A 21,745-nucleotide genomic window follows, 5' to 3' on the forward strand; every position below is an offset into this window, starting at 1 on the left:
GCTTCTACCAAACGGAAGCGGAATCCGGGACGAACGACCGAAAATGTCCCTCATCGCTACGCGGGACTACTTACCTTGCGCGCGGCCCCGGTCTATCGGGGCCGGACGATGCGCGCCGAACACGAGAGACCGAACGCATGACCGAGATCGAATGGTGGGACTATGACGACGCGGCCGAACTGGCCGACGCGGTCGCCGGCGATATCCAGTTCGTCATCGAAAGCGCGATCGAAGCCCGCGGCTCTGCGGTCATCGCGCTGGCCGGCGGCAAGACGCCGTTTCCGGCCTACGAAAAGCTCGCCAAAGCGAAGCTGGACTGGAAGCGGGTGACGATCGTGCCCGGGGACGAACGCATCGTCCCGCTGGGCGACCCGCTGTCCAACGTGACGCAGCTCGGCAAGCTGTTCATCCCCAAGGGCGCCCGCGTCATACCGATCGTTCCCAAGCAGACAGAGGATTACAAATCCGCCGGCCGTTCCGCCGATGCGCTCATGCAGGATCTCCACTGGCCGCTCGATCTCTGCCTGCTCGGCGTCGGCGGGGATGGGCATACCGCCTCGATCTTCCCCGGCCCCGATTTCGACGAGGCGCTGAACGGACCGAAGGAACGCCGCATGCTGGGCGTCATGCCCGATCCGCTGCCGCCCGAAGCTCCGGTCGCGCGTGTCACCCTGTCGCGGCAGGGCATCGTCACCGCCCGCGCGCTGATGATCGCGGTCACCGGCAAGGACAAGCGCACGGTCATCGAACAGGCGATCGATCAGGGGCCGTCGTCGCCCTATCCGATCGGCCGCGTCCTCGCCGATGCCGAATTGCCCGTCGACATCCACTGGGCGCCCTGAACCGCCCTCACCGCCCCTCCCCAGGATCAGCGTCATGAACTCCGAAGTCTCCGCCGTCACCGACCGCATCGTCGAACGATCGCGTGAGAGCCGTGCCACCTATCTGGCGCTGATCGAACGCGAACGGGACAATGGCGCGCGTCGCCCGCAGCTCGGCTGCGCCAATCTGGCGCATGCCTATGCGGGGACCGAGGAGGACCGCGACACGCTGCGCGCCGATACCGGCATGAACATCGGCATCGTCACCGCTTATAACGACATGCTGTCGGCGCATGCGGTCTATTATCGCTACCCCGAACTGATGAAGGTGTGGGCGCGAGAGGTCGGCGCGACCGCACAGGTCGCGGGCGGCGTTCCCGCCATGTGCGACGGCGTGACGCAGGGCTATCCCGGCATGGAGCTGTCGCTGTTCAGCCGCGACACGATCGCGCTGAGCACTGCGATCGCGCTCAGCCATGGCACCTTCGAAGGCGCGGCGCTGCTCGGCATCTGCGACAAGATCGTGCCCGGGCTGCTGATGGGGGCGCTACGCTTCGGTCATCTGCCGATGCTGCTCATCCCCGGCGGGCCGATGCCCTCCGGCCTTCCGAACAAGGCGAAGGCAGCGGTGCGCGAAGCCTATGCGGAGGGCAAGGCGGGGCGCGAGGAACTGCTCGATGCGGAAATCCAGGCCTATCATGGCAAGGGCACATGCACCTTCTACGGCACCGCCAACACCAATCAGATGATGATGGAGGTGATGGGCCTCCACATGCCCGGCGCCGCCTTCGTCAATCCGGGTACCAAGCTTCGGCAGGAATTGACGCGGGCTGCGGTGCACCGGCTGGCGGGCATGGGCTGGCGTGGGCAGGATTACCGCCCGCTGGGCCATTGCGTCGATGAAAAGGCGATCGTCAACGCCGCGGTCGGCCTGCTCGCCACCGGCGGCTCGACCAACCACCTGCTGCATGTCCCGGCGATCGCCCGTGCGGCGGGCATCGTCATCGATTGGGAGGATTTCGACCGCCTCAGCCGGGCAGTACCGACCATCGCCCGCGTCTACCCGAACGGCTCGGCGGACGTGAACGCGTTCGAGGCGGCGGGCGGCATGCCCTTCGTCATCCGCGAATTGTTGTCGGCCGGGCTGCTGCACGGAGACATTCGGACGGTGAGCGGCGACAGCCTGGCGGCCTATGCCGACAAGCCCGCGATCGTCGACGACACGCTCGCATGGGAACCGGTCGGCGACAGCGGCGATACCAGCATCCTGCGTCCCGTTGCGAAGGCCTTCTCGCCGGACGGCGGCATGCGTATTCTGGCGGGCAATATCGGCCGGTCGTGCATCAAGGTCTCCGCGGTCGATCGCGAACGCTGGGTGATCGAGGCGCCGGCACGCGTCTTCCATGATCAGCTCGATGTGATCGAGGCGTTCAAGCGCGGCGAACTGGAGCGGGACGTCGTCGTCGTCGTCCGCTTCCAGGGCCCGCGGGCCAACGGCATGCCCGAATTGCACAAGCTCACGCCCCCGCTCGGTGTGTTGCAGAATCGCGGGTTCAAGGTGGCGCTGGTCACCGATGGCCGCATGTCGGGTGCGAGTGGCAAGGTGCCGTGCGCGATCCATTGCTCGCCCGAAGCGCTCGGCCATGGCGCGATCGGCAAGATCCGGGACGGCGATATCATCCGCGTCGATGCGGTCAACGGCACGCTGGACGCGCTGGTCGATCCCGCCGAATGGCTGGAACGGCCGCTCTGCGACGCGCCGGGCGCCGCGACCGGCATGGGCCGCGAACTGTTCGGCATGTTCCGCGGTCTGGCGGACGAAGCCGAAAAGGGCGCGTCGGGGATGCTGGCGGCAGCGGGGCTGTAGCGGAGTAGCGTCCTCGCTCATCGCCGCCTGCGGCGCTCCTTCTCTCCCATCGGCAGAGGGAAGAGACGGCGCAGTCGGTGATAGGGTGAGGGTGGAACGATAGGAGAGAAGAATGCAACTCGTCAGCGTCGACATCGGTGGCACCCATGCCCGCTTCGCCATCGCGGAGGTGGCGGACGGCCATGTCGTCTCCCTCGGCGAACCGGTCACGCTGAAGACCGCAGAGCATGCCAGCCTGCAGACCGCGTGGCAGGCCTTCGCCGCGCGCCATGGCGGCGACCTGCCCAGGGCAGCGGCGATCTCCGTCGCGTCGCCGATCACGGGTGACATCATCCGCCTGACCAACAATCCCTGGGTGATCCGCCCATCGCTAATCCCCGAACGGCTGGGCGCCGACGTCTATACCGTCATCAACGATTTCGGCGCGGTCGGCCATGCCGTCGCGCAACTGCCCGCGGAGGATTTCGAACACCTCTGCGGCCCTGACACGCCGCTGCCGACTCAGGGCGTCACCACCGTCTGCGGACCCGGCACCGGCCTCGGCGTCGCGCAGGTCTTCAAGACCGAGGGCGGTCCCTATCACGTCCTCCCGACCGAGGGCGGCCATGTCGACTACGCGCCGCTCGACGGGATCGAGGATGCCTTCGTCAAGCGCCTGCGCCGCACCTACACCCGCGTCTCGGCCGAGCGCATCTGCTCCGGCCCCGGCATCATCGCGATCTACGAAACGCTCGCCGAGATGGAGGGCCGCGCCGTCCCCAGCCGCGACGACAAGACGATCTGGACCGAGGCGATCGAGGGCACCGATTCGATCGCGCTCGCCGCGCTCGACCGCTTCTGCCTTGCATTGGGCGCGGTCGCGGGCGATCTCGCGCTGGCGCATGGCGCAAAGGCGGTGGTGATCGCCGGCGGGCTCGGTCTTCGGATCAAGGACAAGCTGATCCGTTCTGGCTTCGACCAGCGGTTCCAGGCGAAGGGCCGGTTCCAGACATTGATGGCGGGCATCCCCGTCAAGCTCATCACCCATCCGCAGCCGGGCCTGTTCGGCGCCGCCGCTGCCTTCGCCCAAGAACATTCGTGAGGAATCCCAGCATGACCGACATCGCCACCATCATGCAGACCAGCGCCGTCATCCCGGTGCTGGTCATCGACGACGCCGCGACCGCCAAACCGCTGGCCGAGGCGCTGGTCGCTGGCGGCCTGCGCGTGCTGGAGGTGACGCTGCGCACCCCCGCCGCGATGGAGGCGATCGCCGAGATGAAGACGGTCCCCGGCGCGATCGTCGGCGCCGGCACCGTCGTCAGCGAGGCGCAGGCGCGGGACGTGATCGATGCGGGCGTCGAATTCATCGTATCGCCGGGCCTGACCGAACGGCTCGCCCGTCCGATCATCGATGCCGGCGTTGCCTACCTCCCCGGCACCGCCACCGCGGGCGACATCATGCGCGGCCTCGACCTCGGCCTCACCCATTTCAAGTTCTTTCCTGCCGAGACCTCCGGCGGGCTGAAAGCGCTGAAGGCGCTCGCCGCGCCCTTCTACCAGTGCAAATTCTGCCCGACCGGCGGCATCACCGAGGCGTCCGCGCCCGAATGGCTGGCGTTTGACCCCGTCCTGTGCGTCGGCGGCAGCTGGGTGACCGGCGGCGCGATGGCCGACGTCGAAGCGAAGGCGCGCGCCGCAAGCGCCCTGCGCGGCTGACGCGATCATAGGCGTCCCCGCCCGCAATGTCCGAAAGGGACATTGCGGGCGCGGTCGTAATCCGTATATCGTTCATATGCGGATCACCAATGTTGCCGGAGCCCATGCGGGTTATGATGCGGAACTGACCCCGGACGCGATCCTGACCCTGACGATCCGTGGCGTGTGGACCCGCGATGAGGTCGACGCTTTCTTTGCAGCATTGACGCCCTTGTATCACGAGGCGCGGCGGCGAAGCGGCACGACCCGGACGCTCGTCATCGTCGAGACGGTGCAATCCCCCGCCATCGCCCTGCACGTTCGCAGCCATGCTCTGGCGCTGAAGCAACCTGGCGACCGGCGCGCGTTCGTCGTCACCAGCTTCCTGTCGAAATTGCAGATCAGGCGACTGGCGACGACGGAGGCATTCGGACTGTTCACCGATCGATCGGCCGCGGAACGGTGGCTGCTCGGTCAGGCCGCCTAGACCCGCTTACCGCCCGCCGTCATTGCCAGCAAAGTGGGGCATTCTGGTGTTCCCAGAAACGCCTTAGGCAGATTGACCTCGAACGCCACGACGGGGTCGCTCCCGTCGACGTCACATCTCGCCGCGCTGGCGGCGGATGGCATACCATTTGCGCACGTTGGCGTTATGCTGGTCGAGCGTGTCGGCGAAGACATGTCCGCCGGTACCGTCCGCGACGAAGTACAGCGCGTTGGACTGCCCCGGATCGAGCACCGCGTCGATCGATGCGCGTCCCGGATTGGCGATCGGACCGACCGGCAAGCCTGCCTCGGCATAGGTGTTATAGCCGTTCTTCGCGCGCAATTCGGAGCGCAGGATGCGGCGACCGAGCGGGCGGCCCCTGGTGATCGGATAGATGACGGTCGGATCCGCCTGCAGCGGCATGCCGCGCTTCAGCCGGTTGGCATAGACCGCGGCGACCATCCGGCGTTCCGAGGGCTTGCCCGTTTCCTTCTCGACGATGGAGGCAAGGACGATCGCCTGGGCAGGCGTCGTCACCGCGATACCCGGCTTTCGCTTCGCCCATGCTGCCGCCAGATAATCGCGCATCGCCTTCTGCATGCGCGCGACCACGGCGGCACGCGTATCGCCGCGCTGGAAGGCGTAGCTGTCGGGCAGCACCGAACCTTCCGCCGGCACGGGGACGCTGCCGGTCAGGCCGTCCGCCTTGGCCAGCGCGTCATGCACCAATACCGACGGATAACCCTCCGGCACCACAACCAGCCGCTGGAGCACCTTGCCGCCCTGCAACATCTTGAGGATGTCGGACGGGCTGGTGCGCGCGGGAATGCGATATTCGCCGGCCTTGATCGGCTCGCCCGATCCGAACACGCGCGCCAGCAGGCGGAAGCGGCTGGCGGATCGTATCGCGCCGGCCGCTTCCAGCTGCCGTGCCGCCGCGGCCAGGCTGCTGCCATCCGCAACCTGCACGGTCAACGTGCGCGCGGCGGGCCCGTTGCCGCCCCACCCCTGGACCACCAGGAACGCCGCGACCAGCGCCGCCAGGCCGATCAGCAATCCGATACAGCCGACCTTGCGCACGGGGTCAGATCGCCTTCATCACCAACGACGCATTGGTACCGCCGAAGCCGAAGGAGTTGTTCAGCACCGCCTTCACCGGCCGCTTCTTGGCCACGTGCGGGACCAGGTCGACACCGACGCAATTGTCGCTGGGATTGTCGAGGTTGAGCGTCGGCGGCACGATGCTGTCGCGCATCGCGAGGATGCAGAAGATCGATTCGACCGCGCCGGCACCGCCGAGCAGATGCCCGATCGCCGATTTCGTCGACGACATCGACACACCGTTCAGCGCATCGCCGAACAGCCGCCGTACCGCGCCCAGTTCCAGTTCGTCGCCGAGCGGCGTCGAGGTGCCGTGCGCGTTGATGTAATCGATATCCTCTAGGGCAAGGCCCGACTTCTTCATCGCCATTTCCATCGACCGGAACGCGCCCGATCCCTCGGGATGCGGTGCGGTGACGTGATAGGCGTCGCCCGATAGGCCATAGCCGATCACCTCGGCATAGATCTTGGCGCCGCGCGCCTTGGCCCGCTCATATTCCTCCAGGACGACGACGCCGGCGCCCTCGCCCATCACGAAGCCGTCGCGGTCCTTGTCCCACGGGCGGCTCGCGCGCCACGGTTCGTCGCGAAAGCCGGTCGACAGCGCGCGCGCCTGGCCGAAACCGGCGATGCCGATCGGGCAGACGGTGCTTTCCGCACCACCCGCCAGCATGACGTCGGCATCGTCCATCGCGATCATCCGTGCGGCATCGCCGATCGAATGCGCGCCGGTCGAGCAGGCGGTGACGACCGCATGGTTCGGGCCCATCAGGCCGTATTTGATGCTGACCTGACCCGAAATCAGGTTGATGAGGCGGCCGTGGACGAAATGCGGGCTGACCCGCTTCGGCCCCTTGGCGGCAAGGACGAGCGATTCGCTCTCGATCCCCGGCAGGCCGCCGATGCCGGAACCGATCGAACAGCCGGCGCGGAAACGCTCGGCTTCGCTCATCTCGGTCAGGCCCGCGTCCTCGAGCGCCTGTCCCGCGGCATCGATGCCATAGACGATGAAGGGGTCGACCTGGCGCTGGATCTTGTGGTCGACGCGCTTGCCGGCGTCGAAGCCATATTCGTGGTCCTTGGGCTTTACCTCGCAGGCATAGTTCGACTGGAAGTCGGTCGCATCGAAACGGGTTATCGTCCCCGCCCCCGACTTGCTCGCGATGATATTGGCCCAGGCCGTCTCGACGTCCGCGCCGAGCGGCGTCACGAGGCCCAATCCGGTTACGACAACGCGCCGCATACCCTTCACTCCATCCAGTCCATTACGCCACCGGTCGCATGACCTGCGACCGGCTGTTACGAAAAACGGCCCCCCGCCCTCTTAGCCCGGGGACGGGGAGCCGTTCAGATCCGGCCCTTGGCGGGCGCGGGCAAGGCGAAAGCCATGCCCCAGGCTATTACGCCTTATGCTCGTCGATGTAGGTGATCGCGTCCTTGACGGTCGTGATCTTCTCGGCGGCATCGTCCGGGATCTCGACCCCGAACTCTTCCTCGAACGCCATGACGAGCTCGACGATGTCGAGGCTGTCGGCACCCAGGTCGTCGATGAAGCTCGCGTCCTCGGTCACCTTGTCGGCTTCGACGCCGAGATGCTCGACGACGATCTTCTTCACGCGGTCGGCGGTCTCGCTCATGTTCTTGTCCCTCTTCACGTTGGGGGTGTTTCGTTGTTCCTGGACGCCCGTAGAACGCAGGCGTTCGGGTGGCAAGCGTCTGTTAAGGGTCGGCCGCGTGCGGCCAACCCGCCGCCTGCCTAGATCATGGCCATGCCGCCGTTGACGTGCAAGGTCTGTCCGGTGACATATCCTGCCTCGCGGCTGGCCAGATACACCACCGCCGCACCGATATCGTCGCCCGTGCCAAGGTCGCCGGCAGGAATGCGGCCCAGCAGCGCGGCTTTCTGCGCCTCCGGTAGCCCGTCGGTCATGGCCGACCGGATGAAGCCCGGCGCGACGCAATTGACGGTGATGTTGCGGCTGGCGAGCTCCTGCGCCAGCGCCTTGGACATGCCGACCAGCCCGGCCTTGGACGCGGCGTAATTGGCCTGGCCCGGGTTACCGGTCTGTCCGACGACCGACGTGATCGAGACGACGCGGCCGAAGCGCTGCTTCATCATCGGCTTGGCGGCGGCACGGATCAGCCGGAACGCGGCCTCCAGGTTGACGCGGATCACCTGATCCCATTCGTCATCCTTCATCCGCATCGCGAGGTTGTCGCGGGTGACGCCGGCGTTGTTGACCAGGATGTCGAGCCGCCCGCCCAGCGCCTGCACCGCCTCCGGCACCAAAGCATCGACCGCCGCGGCATCCGATAGGTTGCACGGCACCGCGACATGATCACCGCCGAGGGAGGCGCGGAACGCCTCCAGCTTGTCGGCATTGCTCCCCGACACCGCGAGCCGCGCCCCCTGCCCCGCCAGCGCCTTCGCGATCGCGGACCCGATACCCCCGACGCCCCGGTGACGAGCGCGGTCATGCCTGTAAGATCGAACATTCTTTAACCTCCAAAGGTTTGTTCACGCGGAGGCGCGGAGGCGCGGAGGAAGAAGAATAGTCATTAACCACCCGCTTCACGCCCTCCTTCAGCGTTTCGCCTCCGAAGTTCACGATCAGCCCTACGGGCTGGTTCAGCAATCTGAGGTACGTCAGCAATTGCTTGGCGTGAGCGGCGCTCAGCCGCTCGATCGATTTGATTTCGACCACCAGTCGCTCATCGACGAGCAGGTCGATGCGGAACGCGCCGACAAATCGCTGGCCATCGAATACGATGTCGACCGGCCGTTGCCGTGCGACACTATAGCCCATCGCGGAGAGGCGACCGGCCAGCACGGTTTCGTACACGCTCTCGAGCATGCCGGGACCGAGCTCGCGATGCAGACGAAGTGAGAGGTCGAGGACGTCGCCGCTTATCGCGTCAATATCCCTCACTTCTTCTCCGCGCCTCCGCGCCTCCGCGTGAACATCACACCTTCTTAAGCAAATCCTCGATGTCGTCCATCGTGACGACGCTGATCGCCTCGACATCCGGAGCGATGCGCTTGACCATCGGCGAAAGCACCTTGCCGCCGAATTCGACGAACTGGGTGACGCCCGCGTCGACCATCGCCAGCACCGATTCGCGCCAGCGGACCATGCCGGTGACCTGTTGGACCAGCGCGACCCGGATTGCACCGGGATCGGCGATCGCCACCGCATCGACGTTGGCGAACACCGGCACCAGCGGCGCGGCGATGCGCGCGTCGGCGAGCGCGGCGTCCATCGCATCGGCTGCCGGCTGCATCAGGGAACAGTGGAACGGCGCCGACACCGGCAGCAGCACGGCGCGCTTTGCCCCCAGATCCTTTGCAAGCGCCACCGCACGCTCGATCGCGGCGCGATGGCCAGAGATCACGACCTGCGAAGGATCGTTGTCGTTGGCGACCGTGCAGACCAGTTCCTCGCCGCCCTCGGCCAGGATCGCATCGACCGCAGCACCGGCGATCGTCTGCGCCTTGTCGAGGTCCGCACCGAGCAGCGCGGCCATCGCGCCTTCGCCGACCGGCACCGCCGCCTGCATCGCCCGGCCACGGACCTTCAGCAGCCGCGCGGTCGTCGCCAGGTCGAACGTGCCCGCGGCGCACAGCGCGCTATATTCGCCCAGGCTGTGGCCGGCGACGTAATCCGCCTTGTCCGCCAGCCGCACACCGCCCTCGCGCTCCAGCACGCGCAGCGTCGCAATGGCATTGGCCATGATCGCGGGCTGCGCGTTCTCGGTGAGTTGCAGGTCTTCGGCCGGCCCCTCGGTCATCAGCCGGAACAGGTGCTGACCGAGCGCCTCGTCGACCTCGCCGAACACCTCGCGCGCGGTCGGGCTCGCTTCGGCGAGCGCCTTGCCCATACCGACTGCCTGGCTTCCCTGGCCGGGAAAGATGAATGCCCGCATCGCGCTCTCCTGTGACGTTTGGCGTATTATGACAGGAGCGCGCCCCTAGGACCGACACGGCCCTCACGCAACCTGAACGCGCCTTGCCGAGTTGCGACACGTTGCGACCAATCTGTACCGTCGATGAGAGAGGGCTGCGACATGTCGGGCCCATATCTCCCTTCGACGCCGGACGGAACGGCGCCTGTAATCGAATGGGAGTTGTGACATGAAGAAGCTGATCCTGAGCGCGATCGCCGCCACGCTGGTCGCCAGCCCGATGGCCATCGCGGCCGCCGATGCCGCGCCGGTCCAGCGCGAACGGACGGTCACCACCGTCAAGGAACGCCCGAACGGCCGTACCGTCGTGACCCAGCGCACCGTGCGCAACAACGGGCCGCGCGCCTGGCGCGCCGGCCAGCGCTTCGATCGCCGCTATGCGACCAACTATCGCGTCGTCCGCGACTATCGCACCTACCGCCTCGCCGCCCCGCCGCGCGGCCACTATTGGGCACGCTCGGGCCGCGATGCGGTTCTGGTCCGCGACAATGGCACCGTCGTTCGCGTGATCCAGCGGTCGTTCCGCTAAACGCCGTCCGGCCCTGATGGCTCGGCCTTGCTATTTGCGGCAGGGCGGGTATGAGGCCCACATCCGGGGTGGAGAGCCAGTCTCTCCGCCCCGGTTTCTATTGCACGGAAGACAGCCGGAGGGGCGTCGCATGGGGCGGCGTCAGCGATCGGCCAACGAAGGACAAGGCATGGCTCTGTACGAGCACACGTTCCTTGCGCGCCAGGATCTGGCACAGGCGCAGGTGGACGCTTTGGCGGAAACCGCCACCAAGATCGTCGAGGACAATAACGGCCGGGTCGTCAAGACCGAGAGCTGGGGTCTTCGCAGCCTGGCGTATCGCATCGCCAAGAACCGCAAGGCGCATTACGTCATGCTCGAGATCGATGCCCCAGGCAACGTGATCGCCGAGCTGGAGCGCCAGACCCAGATCAACGAGGACGTGATCCGCTACATGACCGTCAAGGTCGATGCGCTGGAAGACGGTCCGACCGTGATGATGCGCAAGCAGGAGCGCGACCGTGAGCGCCGTGGCGACCGCGAAGGTGGCCGTGATGGCGGCCCGCGTGGTGACCGCGCTGACCGTGGCCCCCGTCGTGACCGTGAAGAGGAGGCCGCATAATGGCTCGCCCGTTTTTCCGCCGCCGCAAGTCCTGCCCGTTCTCGGCCAAGGATGCTCCCCGGATCGACTATAAGGACGTCCGGTTGCTGCAGGGCTTCGTGTCCGAGCGTGGCAAGATCGTGCCGTCGCGCATCACCTCGGTGAGCGCCAAGAAGCAGCGCGAGCTGGCCCAGGCCATCAAGCGCGCCCGTCATCTGGGCCTGCTGCCCTACGTCGTTAAGTAAGGAGTCCGGAACATGGACGTCATTCTGCTTGAGCGCGTCGAGAAGCTCGGCGCCATCGGCGACGTGGTGAAGGTCAAGGACGGGTTCGCCCGCAACTTCCTGCTGCCGAACAAGAAGGCGCTGCGCGCCAACGAAGCCAACCGCAAGGTGTTCGAGGCGAACCGCGCCCGCATCGAATCGGATAATGCCAACCGTCGCGGCGAAGCCGAGAAGGATGCGGCAGGCTTCAAGGACGCATCGGTTACCCTGATCCGTCAGGCGTCGAACACGGGCCAGCTGTACGGCTCGGTCGCCGTGCGCGACCTGATCGAGGCGCTCGAGGGCGCCGGCCACAAGGTCGCCAAGAGCCAGATCGTGCTGGACAAGCCGATCAAGTCGATCGGCGTGTACGACGTGCGCGTCGCGCTGCACCCGGAAGTCGCGGTGACCGTCAAGGTCAACGTCGCCCGCTCGCCCGAAGAGGCCGAGATGCAGGCGACCGGCGTCGATGTCATGGCATCGATGTTCGAACGCGACGAGGCCGGCTTCGTCGAGGATTACGATCCCAACGCCGAGCCGGGCGCGACCGCCGAAGCGCAGCCGGACGAGGAGCAGGCGCAGGGCTGATCCCCTCGCCGGCCCTTCGCCGACACCCATGAAAAAGGCCGCCCGGTGATCCACCGGGCGGCCTTTTCGCTGTCTATGGTCCGGCAGCGATCAGGGGCAGCTGATGCAGGCGCCGACGACGGCGGCGAGGGGGATGAGGGCGAGGACGACGGGGAAAATCTGCTTCATGATGCGGCAAACCCAAAATGCTCTGTTCGGACGCTGAATGCACGCCGCGCGCAAAGGTTGCGATTCCGTGAACGGCCCCGCTCCCCCGCAGTAGGCCCCGGCGCGTCACCGCCGGCCGAACAGCGTCTCGATATCGCCATGCGCCAGCTTCACCCAGGTCAACCTATGAGACGACCGTGTCAGAATGGCTGAATTTGGGAGGAGAGCGGACCGGCAGCTTTAAGGCGGTGGTCGCTGTTAGCGGACATTGCAACCAACGCCGTCCCGAGCGTAGCATGGTCGGATGCAACGCGTCTCCAGGGTCCGCCGTCGTGAAGGCGATCTCCTGAAAATCGATCTTGGCGACGGTTGCCATTCGTATGCTCAGGTTGCCGCAGAACCGCTCATGGTGTTCTTTGAAGGCGGCAGCGTCGACGATCTTGCCCCGGAAGAACTAAGCCGCCTGCCGGTCCTCTTCCGGCTTTGGGTTGCAAACCACGCAGTGACGAGTGAACGCTGGCCGGTGATCGGTCGCGCAGCGCTCACCGGTGAAAACCGTGCAGAGCCGTTCTTCTACAAACAGGACGCGATCACCGGGCGATTGGCGCTCTATCATTCCAGTTTTGCAGCGACGAACTGGGAGCGAACCGCGACCCTTGCAGACTGCGCCGGATTAGAAGCTGCCGCCGTATGGGAACCCGAGCACGTTGAGGACCGACTTCGTGACCACCTCACGGCTCGGCCTAACAAGTGGGTCGATAGCTTACGGATTGATGAGTCTGCGATTCCTTGAGCATTCGCTTGTCGGCACCTTGCTGCGCCTCCTGAATGACTGGCGTTGGGCGTAAGCCGTCATTTATTCAATCACGGCCGTGTGGGGCGTGACGCATCCTATCAGGCATCACTCAACAATTCACCGCCGGCCGAACAGCTTCTCGATATCGCCATGCGCCAGCTTTACCCAGGTCGGGCGGCCGTGGTTGCACTGGCCCGAATGCGGCGTCACCTCCATCTCGCGCAGCAGTGCGTTCATCTCGGCGACCGAAAGCACCCGCCCCGCGCGGACCGACCCATGGCAGGCCATCGTCCCCGCCACCGCATCCAGCCGCTCGCGCAGCGACAGCGCTTCGTCGAAGGCGGCGAGTTCGTCGGCGAGATCGGTGACGAGGCCCGTCGGATCCGCCTGCCCCAGCAACGCCGGCGTCGATCGCACCAGCATCGCCGCAGGTCCGAACCGCTCGAGGTCCAGGCCCAGCTCGCCCAGCTCGCCCGCCCGCGCCTCCAGCCGGTCGCATGCCGGCTCGTCCAGCTCGATCACCTCGGGGATCAGCAATGCCTGCGCCGCCACCCGTCCGCCCGCCAGCGCCGCACGCATCCGTTCCAGCACCAGCCGCTCGTGCGCCGCATGCTGGTCGACCAGCACCAGCCCGTCCTCCGCCTCGGCGACGATATAGGTCTTGGCGACCTGCCCGCGGGCGACGCCGAGCGGATGCGCGATCGTTTCCGGCGGCGGCGCCCACGCCGGCTCGGCCCGCGCCGCCGGCGGCGTCGTGAAGAAGGTCGATCGATGATCGGCGACGCGCCCCGGCGCCATCGCCGCCACCGACGATGGCGTCGCGAACAACGCCGCCTCGCCCATCCCGACCCCTGCGACCGCCGCCGGACCAAGCCCGCCTGCCGCATCGGGCGCGCCCGGCAAGCGTTCCGGCTGCCACATTTGCAGCGCCGCATCCGTGGGTCGCTGCACGCTGCGATGTCCCGCGGCATCCAGCGCGCGCCGCAAGCCGGACACGATCATGCCGCGCACCATCGCAGGATCGCGGAACCGGACCTCGGTCTTCGCCGGATGCACGTTCACATCCACCTCGCTCGCCGGCATGTCGAGGAACAGCGCGACCACCGCATGCCGATCGCGCGGCAGCATTTCGGCATAGGCGCCGCGAATCGCCCCCATCAGCAGGCGGTCGCGCACCGGCCGGCCGTTGACGAAGAGATATTGATGGTCTGCCACGCCGCGATTGTAGGTCGGCAGGCTCGCCACCCCGCCCAGCACCAGCACGCCCGCATCGGTCGGCCGCTCCAGATCGATCGTCACCGCATTGTCCGCCAGCGCCCGGTCGGTCAGCGCCGCCACCCGTCCCGGCCGGTCGTCCGCCTGCGTCGCGGCCAGCGCCCGGCGCCCGTCGTGTTCCAGCGTGAAGGCGATATCGGGTCGCGCCATCGCGAGCCGTCGTACCACATCCATACAGGCGCCATATTCCGCCCGCGCCGACCGCAGGAACTTGCGCCGCGCCGGCACCCGCCCGAACAGCGCCTCGACGATCACCCGGGTTCCCGGCGGCAGCGCGGCCGGCCCCTCGCGGACGACGATGCCGTTGTCGACGGCCCGCGCCCAGCCCTCCGCGCCGCACACGCGCGATTCGATCGTCAGCCGCGCGACGCTGGCGATCGATGGAAGCGCCTCGCCGCGAAAGCCCAGCGTCGCGACCATCTCGATCGCCTCGTCGGGCAGCTTGGATGTCGCATGCCGTTCCAGCGCCAATGCCATGTCGGCGGGCGTCATGCCGCAACCGTCGTCCGCCACCTCGATCCGCGACAGCCCGCCTTCGGACAGGCTGATGGCGATCCGACTCGCGCCTGCGTCGATCGCATTCTCGACCAGCTCCTTCAACGCGCTGGCGGGCCTTTCTACCACTTCACCGGCGGCGATACGGTTGACGAGATGTTCGGGCAGACGGCGTATTGACACCGCGCAAGCTCTATACCAAGCGAACGCATCCCGCGAGCCTTCCGCACACTATGACGAACTTCGTGGCCGACACGGTGTTGCGGCGGGTCATGCGGACATTCTGCGTCCCGAAAACGGAACCTAGCGCCCGATGGCATTTCCCCGCTTCTTCAAATTCATGTCGCACGACATGGCGATCGATCTCGGCACCGCGAACACCCTGGTCTACGTGCGGGGGCGCGGCATCGTACTCAACGAACCATCCGTGGTGGCGGTAGAGACGATCAACGGCGTGCGCCGGGTCAAGGCGGTCGGCGACGACGCCAAGCTGATGATGGGCAAGACCCCCGGCTCGATCGAGGCGATCCGTCCCTTGCGCGATGGCGTCATCGCCGACATTGACGTGGCGGAAGAGATGATCAAGCATTTCATCCGCAAGGTGCACGGCCCCCGCAAGTTCGCCCGCTGGCCCGAAATCGTCATCTGCGTGCCGTCTGGCTCGACCAAGGTCGAACGCCGCGCGATCCGCGATGCCGCGTCCAACGCCGGCGCCAGCCAGGTGTATCTGATCGAGGAGCCGATGGCCGCCGCGATCGGTGCCGACATGCCGGTCACCGAACCGATCGGTTCGATGGTCGTCGACATCGGCGGCGGCACCACCGAAGTCGCGGTGCTGTCGCTGCGTGGTCTCGCCTACACCACGTCGGTGCGTGTCGGCGGCGACAAGATGGACGAGGCGATCGTCAGCTACGTCCGCCGCAACCACAATCTGCTGATCGGCGAAGCCACCGCCGAACGCATCAAGCAGGAGGTCGGTATCGCCCGCCCGCCCGCCGATGGCGTCGGCAAGATCATCTTCGTCAAGGGCCGCGACCTGGTCAACGGCGTGCCGAAGGAGATCCAGATCAACCAGGGCCAGATCGCCGAGGCGTTGAGCGAACCGGTCGCGACGATCGTCGAGGGCGTTCGCGTCGCGCTGGAGAACACCGCGCCCGAACTCGCTGCCGACATCGTCGATCAGGGCATCGTCCTGACCGGCGGCGGCGCCCTGCTCGAAGGGCTGGACGAGGTGCTGCGCGACGAAACCGGCCTGCCGGTGACCGTCGCCGAGGATCCGTTGACCTGCGTCGCGCTCGGCACCGGTCGCGCGCTGGAGGATCCGATGTTCCGCGGCGTACTCCAGACCGGCTGATCCGATCGCGTTTCTGGCGGGCGGGCGTCAGGCCATCCCCCGGTTACGCACGCACGACGGTTCCGGACCTTTGCAAGGTTTGGATCGGACGCCGAATGCGCTAAGCGGACGGCAGATATTCTCAAGAGACGGGGGGACCGGCGCATGGCGCCTGCCCGCGACCGTCGCACGGGTTTCTCGCGGCGGCGGCAATATACGGCGTTTCTCGGCTACGTGCTCGCGGTGGCGGGTGCGGTGGTGGGCGCGGTGCTGCTCGTCGCCTCCACCTTCAACCCGCCCGCCTTCAGCGCGCTGCGGATGGCCGTGGCCAGCGTCACCACGCCGGTCGCGACGGGCCTGGACGTCGTCGCCGATGCCGTGACGTCGGTGCCACGTGCCATCGGTACGTGGTTCCGCGTCCATGGCGAAAACGCCGATCTGCGCGCCGAGGTGAAACGCACCCGTGCCATCCTCACCACCGCACGCACGATCGCCTATGACAATCGCCGCCTGCGCGCGCTGCTCGCCGTGCGGGAACGCACGCCCGAACCGGTGGTGACCGCCCGCCTCGTCGGTTCCACCGCGTCCAGCGGCCGCCGATTCGCGCTGCTCAACGCCGGTCACATGCAGGGCGTGCGGCCAGGCATGCCGGTACGCGGTCCCGAAGGGCTGGTCGGCCGCGTGCTGGAAGCCGGGCCGATCGCGGCGCGCGTGTTGCTCGTGACCGATCCCGACAGCCTCGTGCCCGTCCGCCGCACCCGCGACGGCATGCCCGCGATCGCCGCCGGCCGCGGCGACGGGCGCGTCGACATCCGCTCGGTCAACGCCACCAACGTCCGCTTCGCACAAGGCGACATGTTCGTGACCTCGGGCACCGGCGGTCTCTATGCGCCGGGTGTCCCGGTCGCGCAGGTCGAACGGGCCGGCGCGGACAGCGTTCTGGCCATCCCCTTCGCCGCGCCCGATGGTCTTGATTTCGCGGTGGTCGAACGCCCGTTCATGCCGCTGCCCCCGCCTCCCCCGCCCCGCCCCACGGCGCCCTGACGTCGTGGCGCCCAACACCATCGACTTTCGGCCGTTCGAGCCGCCATTGCCGCCAGGCCGGGCGCGGGCGCTGCCCTGGGCGACCGTGCTCGCGGCATCGGCGCTGACGGCGGTCGTTCCGGTCGTCGCCAGCCTGCCGCTGATGCCGCCGCTCGGCCTCATCACGCTGTTGACTTGGCGGCTGCTCGCGCGTTTCGCGCTGCGTCCCTGGGCCGCCGCGCCGCTCGGCCTGTTCGACGATCTCGTCAGCGGCCAGCCGCTGGGGTCGGCGGTGCTGCTCTGGTCGTTGTGCTTCATCGCCATCGACCTCATCGAACAACGGCTGGTGTTCCGGGACTTCTGGCAGGACTGGCTGATCGCCACCGGCGCCATCGCCTTTTGCCTTGCGCTCGGCCGCTGGATCGCGCTGCCGATCGGCGCGCATGTCGATACGATGCTATTGGCCCAGATCATGGCATCGGTCATGCTCTTTCCCCTGTCGGCGCGGCTGGTCGCGTGGATCGATCGCAAGCGGGGGCCGACATCCTGAGGCGCTCCCCCCGGCTCGTCACCGAAGCGATGCAGGCGTACAGCTTCTCGCGGCGCGCCTGGCTGCTCGGCACGGCGCAGGCGGGCATCGGCGTGCTGCTGGCCGGCCGGATGGGCTGGCTCGCCATCGCCCAGAACGAAAAATACAACCACCTCGCCGAAAGCAACCGCGTCAACCTGACGATGATCCCGCCGCGTCGCGGCTGGATCGTCGATCGCCACGGTGCGCCGATCGCCAACAACCGCACCGACTTTCGCGTCGATATCATCCCCGACCGGCTCGAGGGCGGCGATAGCGGACGCGACCGCGTGCTCGCCCTGCTCGCCACCCTCCTCGCGCTGCCGCCCGAAGAGGTCGAGCGCATCAAGATCGACCTGAAGGGCGCCGCCGGCTTCCAGCCCGTGCAGGTCGCCGAGAACATCAGCTGGGACCGGTTCGCCGCCGTCAGCCTGCGCCAGCCCGAATTGCCCGGCGTCGCGCCCACCCGCGGCTTCGCCCGCGCCTATCCGGCCGGCGCGGCGGTGGCGCATCTCACCGGCTATGTCGGCGCCGCGAATGCCGAACAGTTCAAGGCGACGCGCGACCCGCTGCTGGTGACGCCCGGTTTCAAGCTCGGCAAGGACGGGCTGGAAAAGCAGCTCGAACAGCAGCTGCGCGGCACCCCCGGCGCCAAGCGGGTCGAGGTGACGGCGCGCGGCAAGGTTGTCGCCGAACTGCCGACCCGCGCCGATGTGCCGGGCCAGACCCAGCGGCTCACCATCGATGCCGGCTTGCAGGAATATGCCGCCCGCCGCCTCGGCACCAATTCGGGTTCCGCCGTCGTGCTGGATTGCCGCACCGGCGAGATACTGGCGATGGCATCGATGCCCGCCTACGATCCCAACAGCTTCTCGGACGGCATCAGCCATCTCGAATGGAAGATGCTGTCCGATGACGATCACGTCCCCTTGATGAACAAGGTGACGCAGGGGCTCTATCCCCCCGGATCCACCGTGAAACCGATGGCGGGCCTTGCCCTGCTCGAAGCGGGGGTCCCGGCCGAGGCACGCGTCAATTGCACCGGCGTCATCCGCATCGGCACCGGCCTCTTCCACTGCCATAAGCGCAGCGGCCATGGCCCCGTCGACCTCAAGCATGCGATCGAACAGAGCTGCGACGTCTATTTCTGGGAAATGGTCCGGCGGATCGGGTATGACAAGATCGCACCGATCGCACGCCTGACCGGGCTGGGGCAGAAATTCGACCTGCCCTTTTCCACCCAGCGTTACGGCACCGTCCCGGATTCCGACTGGAAGATGCGCAAATACAAGGCGCGCTGGACGGTCGCCGATGGCCTCAACGCTGCGATCGGCCAGGGCTATGTCCTCGCCAATCCCCTGCAACTCGCGGTGATGGCGGCGCGCATCGCTTCGGGCCGCGCCTTGCAGCCGAGCCTGCTGGCGGATCGCGTCCATCTCGATGCACCGGCACTGCCGATTGCCTCCGAACATCTCGCCAGTGTGCGCGATGCCATGTTCGGCGTCGTCAACCAGGGCGGCACCGGCGGGGCGGCGCGGCTGCTGGTGCCGGGCGTCGCGATCGCCGGCAAGACCGGCACCGCGCAGGTCCGCCGCATCACCATGGCCGAACGGCGCAGCACGGGCGTGCTCAAGAACGGGCAATTGCCGTTCAAGATGCGCGACCACGCTTTGTTCGTCGGCTTCGCACCGGCCGACAATCCGCGATATGCCATCGCCGTCGTGCTCGAACACAATGGCCATACGGTGCGCAATCTCGATACGCCGATGATCGGGCGCGATATCATGACCTGGCTGTTCGACCGCGACCGCGCGATCAAGAGCCTTGCCGATGTCGAACCCACCTGGGGTGGCGACATCGCGACGCGGATGACCGCGCAGGCCGACGCCTATCGCGCCGCCCAGGCCCCGCCGCCGGCCGCCAATGCGACCAAGACCGACGGCGTGGTGCCGAGCGATTCGGACGCCGTGGAGGCTGCCACCGACCTTGCCAACCAGGCCCAGGCCGCCTTCGCCGATCGCAGCGCGGCCGGCGAAACCGCGCCCGACGACGGCACCAGCGAACGGAACGAACCATGAGCCGTGGCGGCATCATCCCCGAACCGATCGCCCGCCTGCCGTGGCGCGTGCTCGGCCTCGTGGTGGCGATCGGCATCTTCGGGCAGGTCGTGCTCTATTCCGCCGCCGGTGGCTCGCTACAGCCCTGGGCACTGTCGCAGGGCGTGCGTTTCTTCGTCCTGCTCGCCGCCGCCCTTGCGCTGTCCTACGTGCCGGAACGGACGTGGCGGTCGGCAGCGCTGCCGGCCTATGTGGTCATCGTCGTCGCACTGGTCCTCGTCGAACTGGTGGGGGCGGTGCGCGGCGGCAGCCAGCGCTGGCTGGATGTCGGCATCCGGCTGCAACCGTCCGAATTCATGAAGCCCGCGATCGTCCTCGCCTGCGCCCGCTTCTACGACATGCTGCCGCCGGGTGAGACCCGCCGGTTCGGCGCGATCTGGCCCGCGGTGCTGCTCATCGGCATTCCTGCGGCGCTCATCATGAAACAGCCCGACCTCGGCACCGCGTTGATGGTCTGCGGCGGCGGGGTTGTGGTGATGTTCCTCGCCGGCATCCCGATGCGCCTGTTCGTCGGCGGCGCGCTCAGCCTGGCGATCGCGGCGCCCCTCGCGGTAAACTTCCTGTTGCACGATTATCAACGCAATCGCGTGCTGATTTTCCTCGATCCCGAAAGCGACCCCCTCGGCACAGGATATCACATCAGCCAATCCAAAATCGCCATCGGCTCCGGTGGCCTGTGGGGGAAGGGGTTCCTCAACGGCACCCAGAGCCATCTCGATTATCTTCCCGAAGGCCACACCGACTTCGTCTTCGCCACCATGGCAGAGGAATGGGGGCTGGTCGGCGGTTGCCTGCTGATCCTCGCCTTCCTTCTGGTCATCCGCTGGGGTGTCAACGTCGGGCAACAGGCCGGCACTCGCTTCGCCCGCCTGACCGCGGCGGGGCTGGCAACGACGATCTTCTTCTATGTGGCAATCAACCTGTCGATGGTGATGGGCCTTGCGCCTGTCGTCGGCATCCCTCTGCCGCTGGTCAGCTTCGGCAGTTCGGCACAGATGACCGTATTGCTGTGTCTCGGCATCCTGATGTCGATCGACCGCCAGAACCGTCGTGCCATACGCTGGTGACCAGAAAAATCGGTGCACTGCAAAAAAGGGTTTGCATCAACCGGATCGGCTGCTAATTGGCCGCCTCCCGACGGGGCCGGCGCCTCTCCAAAGCGCCATCACACAGGCCGGTCATGGACGCATAGCTCAGTTGGTAGAGCAGCTGACTCTTAATCAGCGGGTCCTTGGTTCGAGCCCAAGTGCGTCCACCACCCCTCGCCATAGTGAATACAAGCATTTCGTTTGCCTTACTGAGGCAGGCGCGAACTCCGATGCGCTAGGCGGACACTAACCGTTCCGTGCTCTTCAGCAGGCTAGCGATGACCCCGAGTTTGATATTCGCTGGTCCCGAATGAACCCCGCATCGGATAGTGGCGTTCGATCCCGACCAGCCTTCGTGCGCTCAAGGCTGGCGCGACACCGATGTCGCCAGACATCAGTAAATGTCGGGATCGCCGTTGTTCGGTCATCGTCGGCTGGACGATCTCGTGCAGGTTGTCGCACGACTCCCCTTGCACGTTTACGCAACACCCCTGTCCAACGGCATCAAACATCGCCAACAGGAATTAACACCACTTTATCGTCAATAGATAAACCCAATCGTCTTTCGAGTATTCAATCTAGGGGTAACAAACCCCCGCAATCTATTGATAGACGTGTAACTTGAACAAAACTCGAAATAAGTGAATCATGTTGCTTATTGCATCAGTTTTAAGTGTTGCAATGTTATTCATACATGATTTATATTCGATAACTATCGATTTATAATCCTTCGATATTGCCGCCTTTCGGCCAAAAGAAATAGAGTCGGCGCCTATCCAACCGCAACGGGCTCGAATTTATTGATTCAAATCAACCCTCCCTCCTCCTTTTCCGCCACAAGCTAACCCACGTTGATCCACATCAATATGTCGATCAGTTAAGAAGCGGGATCAATATGTGCAGGACAAGCGTTGCATGATGTCAACAATGGTGGGGACCGGGTGTTCATCTTGCATCTTGCGCTTGGGGGCTGTGTCCATGCGCCACCGATAACCTTCGGCATAACCGCCGACACAGGCGGTCACAT

The 21,745-nt window shown here is 66.5% G+C and carries 21 protein-coding genes, 1 tRNA gene and 1 pseudogene; 16 read left to right on the forward strand and 7 right to left on the reverse strand.

What is annotated here, in order from left to right:
* The first annotated feature begins 137 nt into the window (after positions 1 to 137).
* From pgl to GTH33_RS13825, 5 genes are all read left to right on the forward strand, one after another.
* Positions 138 to 842, forward strand: a complete 705-nt coding sequence (gene pgl / locus GTH33_RS13805; protein WP_163958885.1) for a 6-phosphogluconolactonase — start codon at positions 138 to 140, stop codon at positions 840 to 842.
* A 34-nt stretch (positions 843 to 876) separates the two neighbouring features.
* Entirely contained in the window at positions 877 to 2,688 is a 1,812-nt protein-coding gene (edd, locus tag GTH33_RS13810) for a phosphogluconate dehydratase (protein WP_163958886.1), read from the forward strand.
* A 112-nt stretch (positions 2,689 to 2,800) separates the two neighbouring features.
* Positions 2,801 to 3,769, forward strand: a complete 969-nt coding sequence (gene glk / locus GTH33_RS13815; protein WP_163958887.1) for a glucokinase — start codon at positions 2,801 to 2,803, stop codon at positions 3,767 to 3,769.
* A gap of 11 nt (positions 3,770 to 3,780) precedes the next feature.
* Positions 3,781 to 4,386: a bifunctional 4-hydroxy-2-oxoglutarate aldolase/2-dehydro-3-deoxy-phosphogluconate aldolase gene (eda, locus tag GTH33_RS13820; RefSeq protein ID WP_163958888.1), complete on the forward strand. Its 606-nt coding sequence runs from the start codon at positions 3,781 to 3,783 to the stop codon at positions 4,384 to 4,386.
* Positions 4,387 to 4,462: 76 nt separating this feature from the next.
* The gene (locus tag GTH33_RS13825; RefSeq protein WP_163958889.1) at positions 4,463 to 4,852 is read left to right on the forward strand and encodes a hypothetical protein; all 390 of its coding nucleotides are present in this window, start codon (positions 4,463 to 4,465) and stop codon (positions 4,850 to 4,852) included.
* Positions 4,853 to 4,963: 111 nt separating this feature from the next.
* Here the strand turns inward: GTH33_RS13825 and mltG are convergent, their stop codons facing one another.
* From mltG to fabD, 6 genes and pseudogenes are all read right to left on the reverse strand, one after another.
* Positions 4,964 to 5,932 (reverse strand): endolytic transglycosylase MltG, encoded by a 969-nt coding sequence (gene mltG, locus GTH33_RS13830; protein ID WP_163958890.1) that lies wholly within the window; start codon positions 5,930 to 5,932, stop codon positions 4,964 to 4,966.
* 4 nt (positions 5,933 to 5,936) lie between these two features.
* A complete protein-coding gene (gene fabF / locus GTH33_RS13835; RefSeq protein WP_163958891.1) occupies positions 5,937 to 7,196 on the reverse strand; it encodes a beta-ketoacyl-ACP synthase II in 1,260 nt (419 codons plus the stop codon).
* A 157-nt stretch (positions 7,197 to 7,353) separates the two neighbouring features.
* Positions 7,354 to 7,590: an acyl carrier protein gene (locus GTH33_RS13840; RefSeq protein ID WP_017979028.1), complete on the reverse strand. Its 237-nt coding sequence runs from the start codon at positions 7,588 to 7,590 to the stop codon at positions 7,354 to 7,356.
* A 119-nt stretch (positions 7,591 to 7,709) separates the two neighbouring features.
* Positions 7,710 to 8,449 (reverse strand): annotated as a pseudogene (gene fabG, locus GTH33_RS13845) (3-oxoacyl-[acyl-carrier-protein] reductase).
* Positions 8,428 to 8,883, reverse strand: coding sequence for a GxxExxY protein (locus tag GTH33_RS13850; RefSeq protein ID WP_163958892.1), 456 nt, complete (start codon positions 8,881 to 8,883; stop codon positions 8,428 to 8,430). Before GTH33_RS13850 ends, fabG begins: the two are co-directional and overlap by 22 nt.
* 34 nt (positions 8,884 to 8,917) lie before the next feature.
* Positions 8,918 to 9,877 carry an ACP S-malonyltransferase gene (gene fabD, locus GTH33_RS13855; protein WP_163958893.1) on the reverse strand — a complete coding sequence of 320 codons (960 nt, stop codon included), beginning with the start codon at positions 9,875 to 9,877 and terminating at the stop codon, positions 8,918 to 8,920.
* Between the two features lie 208 nt (positions 9,878 to 10,085).
* Between fabD and GTH33_RS13860 the strand changes: the two genes are divergently transcribed.
* From GTH33_RS13860 to GTH33_RS13880, 5 genes are all read left to right on the forward strand, one after another.
* Positions 10,086 to 10,445, forward strand: a complete 360-nt coding sequence (locus tag GTH33_RS13860; protein WP_163958894.1) for an RcnB family protein — start codon at positions 10,086 to 10,088, stop codon at positions 10,443 to 10,445.
* A 169-nt stretch (positions 10,446 to 10,614) separates the two neighbouring features.
* Positions 10,615 to 11,046 carry a 30S ribosomal protein S6 gene (rpsF, locus tag GTH33_RS13865; protein WP_163960073.1) on the forward strand — a complete coding sequence of 144 codons (432 nt, stop codon included), beginning with the start codon at positions 10,615 to 10,617 and terminating at the stop codon, positions 11,044 to 11,046.
* A complete protein-coding gene (gene rpsR, locus GTH33_RS13870) occupies positions 11,046 to 11,270 on the forward strand; it encodes a 30S ribosomal protein S18 (protein WP_007403456.1) in 225 nt (74 codons plus the stop codon). The genes rpsF and rpsR overlap by 1 nt, the downstream gene beginning before the upstream one ends.
* Before the next feature lie 12 nt (positions 11,271 to 11,282).
* Positions 11,283 to 11,876: a 50S ribosomal protein L9 gene (rplI, locus tag GTH33_RS13875; protein ID WP_163958895.1), complete on the forward strand. Its 594-nt coding sequence runs from the start codon at positions 11,283 to 11,285 to the stop codon at positions 11,874 to 11,876.
* Between the two features lie 451 nt (positions 11,877 to 12,327).
* The gene (locus GTH33_RS13880) at positions 12,328 to 12,816 is read left to right on the forward strand and encodes an Imm26 family immunity protein (protein WP_163958896.1); all 489 of its coding nucleotides are present in this window, start codon (positions 12,328 to 12,330) and stop codon (positions 12,814 to 12,816) included.
* A 120-nt stretch (positions 12,817 to 12,936) separates the two neighbouring features.
* Here GTH33_RS13880 and mutL read toward each other — a convergent pair whose 3' ends face one another.
* Positions 12,937 to 14,772: a DNA mismatch repair endonuclease MutL gene (gene mutL / locus GTH33_RS13885; protein WP_163958897.1), complete on the reverse strand. Its 1,836-nt coding sequence runs from the start codon at positions 14,770 to 14,772 to the stop codon at positions 12,937 to 12,939.
* Between the two features lie 130 nt (positions 14,773 to 14,902).
* Between mutL and GTH33_RS13890 the strand changes: the two genes are divergently transcribed.
* The 6 genes from GTH33_RS13890 to GTH33_RS13915 all read left to right on the forward strand — a co-directional run bounded on the left by GTH33_RS13890 (position 14,903) and on the right by GTH33_RS13915 (position 20,888).
* Complete coding sequence (locus GTH33_RS13890; protein WP_163958898.1) at positions 14,903 to 15,943, forward strand: rod shape-determining protein; 1,041 nt, start codon at positions 14,903 to 14,905, stop codon at positions 15,941 to 15,943.
* Between the two features lie 144 nt (positions 15,944 to 16,087).
* Entirely contained in the window at positions 16,088 to 16,966 is an 879-nt protein-coding gene (locus GTH33_RS13895; RefSeq protein ID WP_163958899.1) for a rod shape-determining protein MreC, read from the forward strand.
* A gap of 4 nt (positions 16,967 to 16,970) precedes the next feature.
* Complete coding sequence (mreD, locus tag GTH33_RS13900; protein ID WP_249054905.1) at positions 16,971 to 17,495, forward strand: rod shape-determining protein MreD; 525 nt, start codon at positions 16,971 to 16,973, stop codon at positions 17,493 to 17,495.
* A 29-nt stretch (positions 17,496 to 17,524) separates the two neighbouring features.
* The gene (gene mrdA, locus GTH33_RS13905) at positions 17,525 to 19,591 is read left to right on the forward strand and encodes a penicillin-binding protein 2 (protein WP_243848251.1); all 2,067 of its coding nucleotides are present in this window, start codon (positions 17,525 to 17,527) and stop codon (positions 19,589 to 19,591) included.
* A complete protein-coding gene (gene rodA, locus GTH33_RS13910; protein ID WP_163958901.1) occupies positions 19,588 to 20,697 on the forward strand; it encodes a rod shape-determining protein RodA in 1,110 nt (369 codons plus the stop codon). Before mrdA ends, rodA begins: the two co-directional genes overlap by 4 nt.
* Before the next feature lie 115 nt (positions 20,698 to 20,812).
* Positions 20,813 to 20,888 (forward strand) — tRNA-Lys (locus tag GTH33_RS13915).
* Positions 20,889 to 21,745 lie beyond the last annotated feature (857 nt).

The organism is Sphingomonas insulae (genome assembly GCF_010450875.1).
Lineage (GTDB): Bacteria > Pseudomonadota > Alphaproteobacteria > Sphingomonadales > Sphingomonadaceae > Sphingomonas > Sphingomonas insulae.

Bases quoted from the DNA above. Each gene is read 5' to 3' on its own strand.
- pgl (WP_163958885.1), top strand. From the start codon at position 138: ATGACCGAGATCGAATGGTGGGACTATGACGACGCGGCCGAACTGGCC.
- edd (WP_163958886.1), top strand. From the start codon at position 877: ATGAACTCCGAAGTCTCCGCCGTCACCGACCGCATCGTCGAACGATCG.
- glk (WP_163958887.1), top strand. From the start codon at position 2,801: ATGCAACTCGTCAGCGTCGACATCGGTGGCACCCATGCCCGCTTCGCC.
- eda (WP_163958888.1), top strand. From the start codon at position 3,781: ATGACCGACATCGCCACCATCATGCAGACCAGCGCCGTCATCCCGGTG.
- GTH33_RS13825 (WP_163958889.1), top strand. From the start codon at position 4,463: ATGCGGATCACCAATGTTGCCGGAGCCCATGCGGGTTATGATGCGGAA.
- fabF (WP_163958891.1), bottom strand. From the start codon at position 7,196: ATGCGGCGCGTTGTCGTAACCGGATTGGGCCTCGTGACGCCGCTCGGC.
- GTH33_RS13840 (WP_017979028.1), bottom strand. From the start codon at position 7,590: ATGAGCGAGACCGCCGACCGCGTGAAGAAGATCGTCGTCGAGCATCTC.
- fabD (WP_163958893.1), bottom strand. From the start codon at position 9,877: ATGCGGGCATTCATCTTTCCCGGCCAGGGAAGCCAGGCAGTCGGTATG.
- GTH33_RS13860 (WP_163958894.1), top strand. From the start codon at position 10,086: ATGAAGAAGCTGATCCTGAGCGCGATCGCCGCCACGCTGGTCGCCAGC.
- rpsF (WP_163960073.1), top strand. From the start codon at position 10,615: ATGGCTCTGTACGAGCACACGTTCCTTGCGCGCCAGGATCTGGCACAG.
- rpsR (WP_007403456.1), top strand. From the start codon at position 11,046: ATGGCTCGCCCGTTTTTCCGCCGCCGCAAGTCCTGCCCGTTCTCGGCC.
- rplI (WP_163958895.1), top strand. From the start codon at position 11,283: ATGGACGTCATTCTGCTTGAGCGCGTCGAGAAGCTCGGCGCCATCGGC.
- GTH33_RS13880 (WP_163958896.1), top strand. From the start codon at position 12,328: ATGCAACGCGTCTCCAGGGTCCGCCGTCGTGAAGGCGATCTCCTGAAA.
- GTH33_RS13890 (WP_163958898.1), top strand. From the start codon at position 14,903: ATGGCATTTCCCCGCTTCTTCAAATTCATGTCGCACGACATGGCGATC.
- GTH33_RS13895 (WP_163958899.1), top strand. From the start codon at position 16,088: ATGGCGCCTGCCCGCGACCGTCGCACGGGTTTCTCGCGGCGGCGGCAA.
- mrdA (WP_243848251.1), top strand. From the start codon at position 17,525: ATGCAGGCGTACAGCTTCTCGCGGCGCGCCTGGCTGCTCGGCACGGCG.
- rodA (WP_163958901.1), top strand. From the start codon at position 19,588: ATGAGCCGTGGCGGCATCATCCCCGAACCGATCGCCCGCCTGCCGTGG.